This is a genomic window from Moraxella sp. HMSC061H09, assembly GCF_001809255.1.
Lineage (GTDB): Bacteria > Pseudomonadota > Gammaproteobacteria > Pseudomonadales > Moraxellaceae > Moraxella > Moraxella catarrhalis.
In genome coordinates this window covers 1-10,421 of the sequence record NZ_KV796837.1, presented here as the reverse complement: position 1 = coordinate 10,421, position 10,421 = coordinate 1, and the positions used below count along the sequence as shown (strand labels likewise).

At 38.1% G+C, this 10,421-nt stretch carries 9 protein-coding genes and 1 tRNA gene; 4 read left to right on the top strand and 6 right to left on the bottom strand.

Translation table 11 applies throughout. The annotated features are described in order from the left end of the window. The first annotated feature begins 33 nt into the window (after positions 1-33). Positions 34-109, top strand: a tRNA-Asn gene (locus HMPREF2573_RS02085). A 221-nt stretch (positions 110-330) separates the two neighbouring features. Here HMPREF2573_RS02085 and HMPREF2573_RS02080 read toward each other — a convergent pair. After that, the gene (locus HMPREF2573_RS02080) at positions 331-1,365 is read right to left on the bottom strand and encodes a porin (RefSeq protein WP_003657516.1); all 1,035 of its coding nucleotides are present in this window, start codon (positions 1,363-1,365) and stop codon (positions 331-333) included. 557 nt (positions 1,366-1,922) lie between these two features. Here HMPREF2573_RS02080 and HMPREF2573_RS02075 point away from each other — a divergent pair. After that, entirely contained in the window at positions 1,923-2,333 is a 411-nt protein-coding gene (locus HMPREF2573_RS02075; RefSeq protein WP_003657518.1) for an ACP-like domain-containing protein, read from the top strand. A 280-nt stretch (positions 2,334-2,613) separates the two neighbouring features. Then, positions 2,614-2,970: an ACP-like domain-containing protein gene (locus HMPREF2573_RS02070; protein WP_003664246.1), complete on the top strand. Its 357-nt coding sequence runs from the start codon at positions 2,614-2,616 to the stop codon at positions 2,968-2,970. Positions 2,971-3,037: 67 nt separating this feature from the next. On the opposite strand, the gene HMPREF2573_RS02065 is transcribed toward HMPREF2573_RS02070, so the two are convergent. The 5 genes from HMPREF2573_RS02065 to HMPREF2573_RS02045 all read right to left on the bottom strand — a co-directional run bounded on the left by HMPREF2573_RS02065 (position 3,038) and on the right by HMPREF2573_RS02045 (position 9,805). Next, entirely contained in the window at positions 3,038-5,077 is a 2,040-nt protein-coding gene (locus HMPREF2573_RS02065; protein ID WP_070472408.1) for a peptide ABC transporter substrate-binding protein, read from the bottom strand. 204 nt (positions 5,078-5,281) lie between these two features. After that, complete coding sequence (locus HMPREF2573_RS02060; RefSeq protein WP_003657521.1) at positions 5,282-6,250, bottom strand: ATP-binding cassette domain-containing protein; 969 nt, start codon at positions 6,248-6,250, stop codon at positions 5,282-5,284. Between the two features lie 57 nt (positions 6,251-6,307). Further along, on the bottom strand, positions 6,308-7,354 hold the full coding sequence (locus HMPREF2573_RS02055) for an ABC transporter ATP-binding protein (RefSeq protein ID WP_042510401.1): 1,047 nt from the start codon (positions 7,352-7,354) through the stop codon (positions 6,308-6,310). A gap of 36 nt (positions 7,355-7,390) precedes the next feature. Further along, positions 7,391-8,317, bottom strand: a complete 927-nt coding sequence (oppC, locus tag HMPREF2573_RS02050) for an oligopeptide ABC transporter permease OppC (protein ID WP_003660286.1) — start codon at positions 8,315-8,317, stop codon at positions 7,391-7,393. After that, complete coding sequence (locus HMPREF2573_RS02045) at positions 8,318-9,805, bottom strand: ABC transporter permease (protein ID WP_003657525.1); 1,488 nt, start codon at positions 9,803-9,805, stop codon at positions 8,318-8,320. Between the two features lie 342 nt (positions 9,806-10,147). Between HMPREF2573_RS02045 and HMPREF2573_RS02040 the strand changes: the two genes are divergently transcribed. Next, positions 10,148-10,421 (top strand): epoxyqueuosine reductase QueH (locus tag HMPREF2573_RS02040; RefSeq protein ID WP_210383684.1); only part of this gene is annotated, 274 nt, incomplete at its 3' end.

The following is a 10,421-nucleotide window of genomic DNA, read 5'->3' as shown; positions in this document are numbered from 1 at the left end:
CGCAGGTTCGAATCCTGCACGACCCACCATTATTCCCCAATAGCTCAGTCGGTAGAGCATCGGACTGTTAATCCGTGTGTCCCTGGTTCGAGCCCAGGTTGGGGAGCCAAATTTAAAAATTCCTTAGCCATCTTAATAGCTAAGGAATTTTTTTATATCATAAAAAATTTTATCTATTACCAATATCCTAAAAATCAATAAAAACACCCCAAAGATGAGACTTTTAGGGTGTTTTTCATTGTGGTACTTTTATTGAGTAGATTGGCAATCTGTCGCCTTGTCGTAAATTGACTTTATCACATCTTACTTAATTAACCAACAATGAATTGGTTAAAAATATACAGTCGCATAGATAGTTGGGTTGATGTAAGATTCTTTTTCTGTTGCGTAGTTAAAGTTACCATAGGTGATATCCATGCCTGCAGAGACATTTTTAGAAATATCACGGTCAATTGCTCCGATCAGCTCAAACCCATCGCCCTTTTTCCCACTAGGATTATTCACAAGATTCATGTGTGCGGTATGAGTCCATTTGTCTTTAAAATGCTGCAAAGCCACGCCAACAGCTTGTTCTGTATTATTTTTGGCACTGTCGTCATTGGCATAGCCGACATGCTGATAGATACCACCTACTTTATAATCCTCATTAATTTTATAATTACCTGTCACACGCGCAGTATAGTTAATCTTGCCATAAGAGGTTTTTGCTTTACCAAAATAGGCATAAGCTGCACCAACATTATATGTATCTGTGTTTTTCTTGACAAGCAATGAATAACCATCACGATCAATGGTATCTGTCTCTTTATTTTCATCTAAGATGTACATCGCCTGAAAACTAACATCTTTGATTTTTGGTGATTCGTATGCAATGGTATTATTGGTACGCACCCCATCTACGCCTGACGCCAGATAGGCAGTATAACGCACATATGGATCCAAAGACAACATACGACCCGCCTTGATGGTACCATACTTTTTATGCTTCACGCCAATCCATGAATCACGAGCCTCAAAATTGCGTGTTTTAGCAACAGTCTTTTCAGTACCATCTGGCTGCTTGATTTTTTCATTGCGTAAATCACCATCATTTTCTAGACGGTACTCCAACTTGTACAAAACCTCATAATCATCATTTAACTTTTCAGACCCTCTAAGGCCAATGCGTGATCCGCTGCTATACAGATAGGGGCGGTCTGTTGTTGATGTACTGACATTGGTTGTCTTGTTGGTTGTTTTTTTATGATTAGCAGCAATGCCAAGAGATGCGTAACCATATAATTCAGGTGCTGCATGTGCATTTAGCATCATGCCACCTACAAATAGTCCGCCGATGACTTTTAGGGTTGTAAATTGTGCTTTCATACATCTCTCCTTGATTGAAGTTTCCTAGGTTGGTTATCATAGATTTTCAGCCATCAAGTTTGGCTTATCGCTGAACTTTTAGCCTGAGTTTCATCTATGCTATCAGGCATCGATTATGATTGCCTGCGATGGTCATCATGATTTAACATTCATACTCAATGTAACAATTCTGTTAAAATATTGATGTTATGTTTTGTTATATCACAGTAGAGTAACGATACTACAAGAAAATCATCAAATATGCAACACTTAATTAAGTATATTTCAATGTTTAAGATAACTATTTCAAGGCACATGTCAAAACTGGTATCAATACTTGTATCAATCACGCATTGGTAACAATCTTTTACCGTATTCTTACCTTAATTATAAGTTATTTACCATAATACTATGGTATTTATTTTTATATAGGATTATATTATTATTATCAAAAGCCTAAAGTTATTATGCCGATCGCTTTAGAAAATTGATTATTGATAAAAGTGGAAGCTGAGCCAAATTTATACACAAAACCGTTTAAATTTGAGCTTTTAAATAACAACATTTGGAGGTATTCTATGAAAATCTTAGCTTTAGCCCCTGCGACTGCCTTGGCACTTGTTGGATTCATTGGTGCAGCTCATGCTCAAGTTGACCATGCTCAAGAAGCTCATGATTCTACCGTATTAAAGCGTCAAGTTACTTATGCCTGCCAATCAGGTGGGCAAGCCACCGTAACTTATGGCTTTAACCAACAAAGATTGCCAACTTATGCCAGTGCTTATGTTGATGGCAAAAACCGTTTTATGCCATTTAATTTAAATCGTTCTGACAATGTTGATAGCGTTTTTGGTGATGAAAATAACTACAGCTTGATGACTGATGCCATGACATTGTATAACTATCACAAACTAGGCATTAACATCACAAGCCCTTCTGGTGATTTTGCTCATAAAGGCTGTAATGTCAGATATGTTACAAAACTTTAACGCTTAACATAATATTAATAAAAATAATATTAATAAGGTAAGCTTTAATCCCAAGTTTTAATCATAAATATCACTTGATTTTAACTTGGGTATTTGATTTAATGGCTAAAGATAGGCTCTAGGTTGGTAAAATAAGCAATCAATCTAGAGCCAATCAAATGCCCTATCACTAACCCCGAAACAATCTTTACTCTCACGCTTGATGGTCAAAATCATCATTCTAAGACATTCAATCATACCCAATTACAAGTCATTATGACTGATACATAAGGAAAATATCATGAAAAAACTTGCCTTTAGTCTTATTGTGGCTACTGCTGGCATGATGGCTATTTCTGCCAATGCCATGAGTCCAAAAACCGTACAATACACCTGCCAAGGCGGTAAAAGTGTCAATGTTAAATACATCTTTAACGATGCAGATTTACCATCTAAAGCCGTTGCTAGCTTCTCTGGCAAAACTGTCGGTATGCCCATCAATCTTAACGCATCAGATATGACAAGCTCAATTTTTGGCTTTGGTGGTTATACCATGACTGCAGACTATATCGATGCCAAGAACTACAATCAAGTCGGTATTGCAGTCATCACCGACCCAAAGAACAAAACTTTGTTCAAAAACTGCAACCCAAGATAATTTTTTTACTACCCAAATAAAAAAGCATGGATAACCATGCTTTTTTATTGATTGCTGATTGATTAAATCAATTCGCTGTTGTCGTATCCGTGGTTGCAGCATCAGTTGCTGCAGCATCGCTTGCTGCTGTATCTGATTTTTTGACACGATTAACAAGGCTGTCAGCATATTTGGCATTAGAAGCCGATTTTTCACTTTGCCATGCTTGATAGGCTTTCTCATATTGCTCAGTCGTGATAGGCTGTGCTTGTAGTTTTAATCTCTTATACCAGCTACCGCCTTTATTGCCCGCCCAAGAAAATGATCCGCTAAATGGTACGCCTTTAGAAACTCTTGGTACACCACCAATAGCAACCATTGGGATTTGTAAAGCACTGTCAATCAGTAATGCCTGTGCTTTGGCATAGGCATTATAACGCGCACTGTTATCATTAGAGATGACCGATGCCTGATTAAGCAGTGTTTGATAAGTATCCAAACCAACTTGTTTAACTAAAGCTTTATCGCCACCTCTGTGGATACCTGTTTTTTGTAGCATGGCACCATCAATAGGACTCATGATATCCAAATAGGTGCGTGGATCTTGATAATCCGGGCCCCAACCTGCCATCATAATATCATAATCTTGCTGCTCTGGCGATTCAGCATAGTAGCCTTGAGACTCATAAGTTGAGGTCTCGGTTTCAATGACATTGATAATGATATTTTCTTGACCCAATGAGGCCTCAACCGATTGCTTGAATGATTGAGCTTGCTGAACTCTGTTCGAATCTGCTTGGTCAATTGGAAAATCCAAATAGATAGGGAAAGTCACGCCTTGAGCTTCTAAAGTTTGTCTGGCTTTAGCAAACTCTTCTTTGGCTTTTTGTGGATTGTATAGACCATCTTGGCTATCTGACAAATCGACATCTTGCCATTCCGTACCATAGCCTACCAAGTCTTTTTTCACCATTTGCCCAAAGTCTTCACCATCGGCAGACACAAAAGTTGGCGGTACCAGCATATTACGCAAGGCCTTGGTTTCGGCTTCCTCACCGACAGTTTGTGCTTGATAAGCTGCACGATCAAGTGCAAACATAACCGCTTGACGGAAATCTTTGTTCAGCATTGCCTTTTTGGCAGATTCTTGTTGCTCTGGCGTTTTTGTGCTATTGGCAAAAGCAGAACGATTTAGGTTAAAGGTGAAATAATAAGTTGTACCATCTATCAAGCCATAAACGATGTTATCTTGATATTTTTCACTGGCAGCTTGGTAAGTTGGGTCATTTGGATATAAGCGTGCAACGCTAAACTCGCCTTTATCAAAGTTACGATAATACGAACCAGGATCTGAGCCATCGGTATAGGTTAGCTTGACAGACTGTACATGAACATTGTCAGCATCCCAATAATTATCATTTTTAGTAAATTCCATCAAAGATTTTGATGCATAGGCACTTAAAAAGTAAGCACCATTGACCAAAATAGATGAAGGATCTAAAGCACCAAAATCTTTACCTTTAGATTGTAAAAACTTAGCATTCACAGGGAATAGGACGCTATAGGTCACTTTAGAATTCCAATATGATTCTGGTTGGTTTAGCGTGTATTGTACAGTTTTATCATCTAAAGCCTTAACGCCAACCTCTTCCCAATTCACTTTACCTTCTTTATAGGCTTTTAGGTTTTTTACAGAATCTTCAACCACATAAAGTGCATCAGATTTACCGTCAACGGCATGTTTTAGACCTGTCACAAAGTCATGGGCAGTAACGGGCGCATATTCTTCGCCATCTGAAGTGTACCAAAATACCCCATCACGCAAGGTGTAGGTATAAGTTAATCCATCTTCTGAAACGCTCCAATCAGTCGCCAAAGAAGGGACAAGGTTGCCATATTCATCATTTTCTAGCAAACCATCAACCATCTGAGTGGTAACATCGGCAGTAACAGCTTGGTTGGCTAAGATATAGTCTAAAGATTTTGGGTCACCTGAAAACACATATTTATAGGTGGTTAAATCACCGCCACCTTGTGATGCTGTCGTGCTATTATTGCTGCATGCAGCTAAAATAGATGCTGATAATACTGCTGCCCCTACTGTGGCAAATAACTTCGTTTTTTTCATAACATGGGTCCTTTGTTTGTTATGTGAAATGGCGTTTTTAAGAATAAAACTTAAACACCCTTAAGGTTATGCTAACCATCTAAAACTTAAAAAATCATATTTCAATCAATACCATCATGATGCCTATCAAACAAATACGGTATTTAATAAAATTATCTTAAGTAATCCCTCCTTGCTACTTCTCCTTATTTTAGTTGGTATGGGTTATACGACTGTTTGGTTTGAAATGTGTTGTTGATAGCGTTCAAGCTCTTGTTTGTTCGCCCAAACAAAATGATTAGGCTTAATCTCCACCATGCTCGGCTCATCGCTAGAATAGTCATGCTGCGTGGGATCATATACAATCAGTTGTTTTTTACGCTCAAGTATCGGGTCTGGAATGGGAACAGCAGACAACAATGATTTGGTATACGGATGAATAGGATTTTTAAACAGCTCTTCAGTTTCAGCGATTTCAACAATCACGCCTTTATAAATAACAGCAATCCTATCAGAAATAAAACGCACCACAGACAAATCATGTGCGATAAACAAATAAGTCAAGTGCTTTTCTCGCTGCATTTTTTTTAGCAAGTTCAACACTTGGGCACGCACAGAGACATCCAATGCAGAAATTGGTTCATCAGCGATAACAAATTCAGGATCCATAACCAATGCTCTGGCAATACCAATACGCTGGCGTTGACCACCTGAAAATTCGTGAGGATAGCGTGTCAGATGTTCAGGTAACAAACCAACTTCCGCCATCATTTGTTTAATTTTTGCTAAGCGGTCAGCATTATCTTTATATAATTTAAAATTATATAACCCTTCTGAGATGATATAATTAACCGTCGCACGCTCATTTAAGCTGGCGGCAGGGTCTTGGAAAATCATCTGAATCTTACAAATCAGCTCTGCATCTTTAGGTTGATTACTAATGACTTTACCATCATAGATAATCTGACCACCTGTAATGTTATTAAGTCCGATAATGGCACGCCCAATGGTAGTTTTACCACTGCCTGATTCACCAACCAAAGAAAAAGTTTCACCTTTATTGATGAAGAAGTTTGCATTTTTAACAGCAACGAAGCGTTTTTTACCTTCACCAAAAGAGATTTCCAAATCTTTCACTTCCACCAATTTTTTTGGTGCGGTTTGTTGTGTGGTGGTATTTACTGTCTGTGACATTATTCCCTCTTATTATTACTTAAAGTTATCATCAATTAACTTAAAAATCCTAACTGATTAAGATAGTTTTTGCAATATTTTTTCATGCAAATCACAGATCGCTTCAGGCTTATTGGCCTTGGGTGCATCGGGATGCAAAAGCCATGTTTTTGCCCAATGGGTATCAGAGACATTGATGATGGGCGGTCGTTGTTCAAAGTCAATTTCCATGGCATATTCTGAACGCAAAGCAAAGGCATCGCCCACAATAGGCGAGTACAAGGATGGCGGCGTACCAGGAATGGCGTACAGCTCTCCTGAATCATTAACAAGCTGTGGCAGACTTGATAATAAGCTCCATGTATAAGGATGTTGTGGATTGTAAAATATCTCCTTGACTGATGCAAATTCAACAATCTCACCTGCATACATAACCGCAACCTTATCAGCAATACTAGCCACCACACCCAAATCATGCGTAATAAAGATGATGGTAAAGCGATATTCCTGCTGTAGGCTTTTTAGCAGATCAATGATTTGTGCTTGAATGGTAACATCAAGAGCGGTGGTTGGCTCATCACATACCAAAATATCAGGACGACACGCCAAAGCAATCGCAATAACGATGCGTTGGCGCATACCGCCTGAATATTCAAACGGATAATCATTAAAGCGTTTTTCAGGATTGGAAATACCAACCTTACGCATATAGTCAATCGCTTGAATTTTGGCTTCTTTACGACTAACTTTTTGGTGTTTGGTAATTACCTCTACAATCTGTGCACCAATCGTTTTAATTGGGCTTAAACTGGTCATGGGGTCTTGAAAGATGGTCGCAATTTTTGAACCACGAATTTTAAGCCAATCTTCATTATTGGTAAGTTTGGTTAAATCTTGTCCACGGTATAAAATATCACCTGAGGCAATGCGACCATTATTTTCCAACATGCCTGTAAAAGTCTTGGTTAAGACGGATTTGCCAGATCCTGACTCACCCACTAAAGCCAAAATTTCACCTTCATGTAACTTCAAAGAAATATTGCGAATGGCAGTTAAAATGCGTTTACGCACTGTAAACTCAACCACCAAATCATTTACTTCCAATATAACATTATTTGTAGTCATGACAGTCCTTACTTGTCTGATATCTCATCAGTTCATCTATTTATGTGAGCGTGGATCGGTGGCATCTGCCAAATTTTGCCCCACAAGATACAATGGCAATGATACCAATACCAATACCGTCAGTGGTATCCAAAATAAATAAGCATTGGTGGTTAAGTTGCTCGAATAATTGGCAATCAAACGCCCCAAACTTGGCGTGGTAGTTGGTAGACCAATACCAAAGAAGGATAAAAATGCTTCATAGGAGATATAAACTGGCAACATTTGTGACAACAATGTCATAATAATTGATAATATTTGTGGCAATAAATTTTTGACAGCAATTTTATATTTAGGTGTACCCAATGTTCGGCTTGCCAAATTATATTCCAAATCACGAAAACGCATGATTTGAACCCGAATGGTAAAAGCAACACCAATCCACCCTGTGATACAAAATGCTAAAATTAGCTTCCAAAATCCCGCTCCTAATGCATAGGTCAACACAATGATAATCAGCATTGAGGGTACATTGGAGATGATGTTGTAAATCTCCAGCATGATTTTATCAATAGACTTTGACACGCCCCACAGCGCACCTACAACAACGCCAATAGTGATATTAATAAAGGTTGCAATCACCGAAATTAGGATGGAATTTCGTGCCCCATACCATACGCCATCAAATAATGAATGACCATTTTTGTCAGTGCCAAACCAATATTCACTATTTGGCCAAATATAGCGCTTAGAAAAGTCATTAATATTACTGACATCACTAAAATCATAAGGCACAACCATGGGATAAATAAAGCTCATCAATAAAATCACTGACAAAATGGCGAGCATCACATAGGTTGATTTTTTGGAAAAAAACTGGCGAGCAACCGATTTCCAATAAGAATAGGTCGGTGTATCGATAACCTCAGAAGCACGGCTATCACGACCAACAAATTTAAACTTAGATTTATCAACAACTTCCATTTACTCACCTTTTTTGTCTTCAGATAGTTTGATGCGTGGGTCCACCAATGCCATGGCGATATCTCCCAATAGTAGCGAGATAATTGATAAAACAGTAAAAATAAATGTCAGTCCAACAATCATGGCATTATTGGCTGCCTTAATCGAGTCAATGAGCATTTTACCCATGCCAGGAAACGCAAAAATGGTCTCGGTTAGTGTTGCACCACCAATGGCTAAAATAATACTGGCAGGAATACCAACAACCACAGGCACCATGGCGTTTTTAAATAAGTGCTTTTTGTAAATTTCTGATTCAGATAATCCCTTGGCACGAGCAAAACGCACCCAATCACTGGCTTGAATATCAACCAAATAACGACGAAACCAAATTACAGTATATGGTAAGCTAAATATCCCCAAAATTAGTGCTGGCAAAATATAAGACCGAATATCCGAAGCCCCTAAGATTGGGAAAGAGTCAGGCAAACCTGTCAGTTGACTACCAGCAAAACGGATGACATAAATTAACGCAATACTTGGCAATGCCAGCATAAAAGTCATGGTTGCCGTGGAAACTTTATCAAACAATCCATCTTTAAAGCGTGCCATAAGCATACCAATGGGCAAGCCTATTCCATAAGAGAATAATACGCCAAACAACCCAATAACAAATGAATTATAAATCATAGATGGATCTTTATAATTGGTTTTAGTTTTGGAATAGTTGTCATTTTCGCCATAATTAGCACGGGCAATATCATCCATGGTATTCGGATTTTTATAGGTTCTGCTATAAATATCTACAGATGACTTTTTGGTCACACCTGTTGGGAAAGTCACTTCCTGTAAATCGATACGACCTTGTCCTTGTGTAATCACCTGCCATACAGGGACATTGCTGTAAGTTGGGTAAGAAGTTCCCAAATTCAGATTAATGAAATTTTGGTGTAGGTAAGGAAATTCACGATTGGTATATAGCAAATATTTATGGTGAGTACCAGAACCAACCAACGCCCAACCTGCTGCAGCATCTTTTTCAAACCGCATATATCTTGGTAAATTGGGATTGTCTGGATCTTGTATCTTCCAAGGATGATCAATTTCAATCAGATTAGAGAAAAAAGACCACACCCGCTCATAGATAGGGATATCACGCGTGGCATAAAACTGTTCACTCAGTGGATAGGTTTTTAACTGCCACTGACCATTTAAGGTTGACAGATAATTTTGGTAGGCAGCTTCACTATTAATATCGCCGCCTTGGCTACTAACACGCTTTTGCAGCTCCCCAGCAGATAAATAGTCAATATATCCCATGGAATCAAAAGTTGTATTTTCATAATCAACTTTCTTATCCAAAGTTTTGGTCATCTTATTGTAGTTGGGGTCTTGTTTAAAAATAAGACTCGTTGGCACTAAGGTATAAACAATGACATAAACCAAAGCCGTCACGACAACTACAGAGAGTAATGATCTGAAAATACGGCTTAAAATATACTTTCTCATATTCTTCCTTGACATCAACTTAGCAGTTTGCTATGCGTTTTGCCTCAAGTTTACGGATAAAGCAATTTTATGGATAAATTATTTACCCAATAAAACAAAGAACGCTAGTATAACACAACATTAGCAATTGTAAAATATTGTTGATATTTTTTTAGCTCAAGTAACTGTCTTACAAATATTTCATAAAATGTCTTATAAATCAACACACAAGACAAGATAAAATGATAAAATCTTGCTTAATCGGTAAAAAACCAGCATAATAGATCAATAATAAAAAGCCAAATTTATAATCGCTAAAAAACCAAACAAAACCAATCACATACATTAATGAGTACTATTGACATGAAAACAGACACACCTGTGGCAATTGCCAAAGCCTGTGATTATCCAACACTCACCCCCATTGACCGCCCTATTTTAACCCCACCCAACGGACATAAAAAAGTACTGCTACATTCATGCTGTGCCCCTTGTTCAGGTGAGGTCATGGAGGCGATGATTGCCAGTGGCATTGAATTTACCATTTATTTTTATAACCCCAACATTCACCCCAAAAAAGAATACGAAATTCGCAAAAATGAAAATATCGCCTTTGCCCAAAAGCATGGTATACCAT

Bases quoted from the DNA above. Each gene is read 5' to 3' on its own strand.
- HMPREF2573_RS02080 (WP_003657516.1), bottom strand. From the start codon at position 1,365: ATGAAAGCACAATTTACAACCCTAAAAGTCATCGGCGGACTATTTGTA.
- HMPREF2573_RS02075 (WP_003657518.1), top strand. From the start codon at position 1,923: ATGAAAATCTTAGCTTTAGCCCCTGCGACTGCCTTGGCACTTGTTGGA.
- HMPREF2573_RS02070 (WP_003664246.1), top strand. From the start codon at position 2,614: ATGAAAAAACTTGCCTTTAGTCTTATTGTGGCTACTGCTGGCATGATG.
- HMPREF2573_RS02065 (WP_070472408.1), bottom strand. From the start codon at position 5,077: ATGAAAAAAACGAAGTTATTTGCCACAGTAGGGGCAGCAGTATTATCA.
- HMPREF2573_RS02060 (WP_003657521.1), bottom strand. From the start codon at position 6,250: ATGTCACAGACAGTAAATACCACCACACAACAAACCGCACCAAAAAAA.
- HMPREF2573_RS02055 (WP_042510401.1), bottom strand. From the start codon at position 7,354: ATGACTACAAATAATGTTATATTGGAAGTAAATGATTTGGTGGTTGAG.
- oppC (WP_003660286.1), bottom strand. From the start codon at position 8,317: ATGGAAGTTGTTGATAAATCTAAGTTTAAATTTGTTGGTCGTGATAGC.
- HMPREF2573_RS02045 (WP_003657525.1), bottom strand. From the start codon at position 9,805: ATGAGAAAGTATATTTTAAGCCGTATTTTCAGATCATTACTCTCTGTA.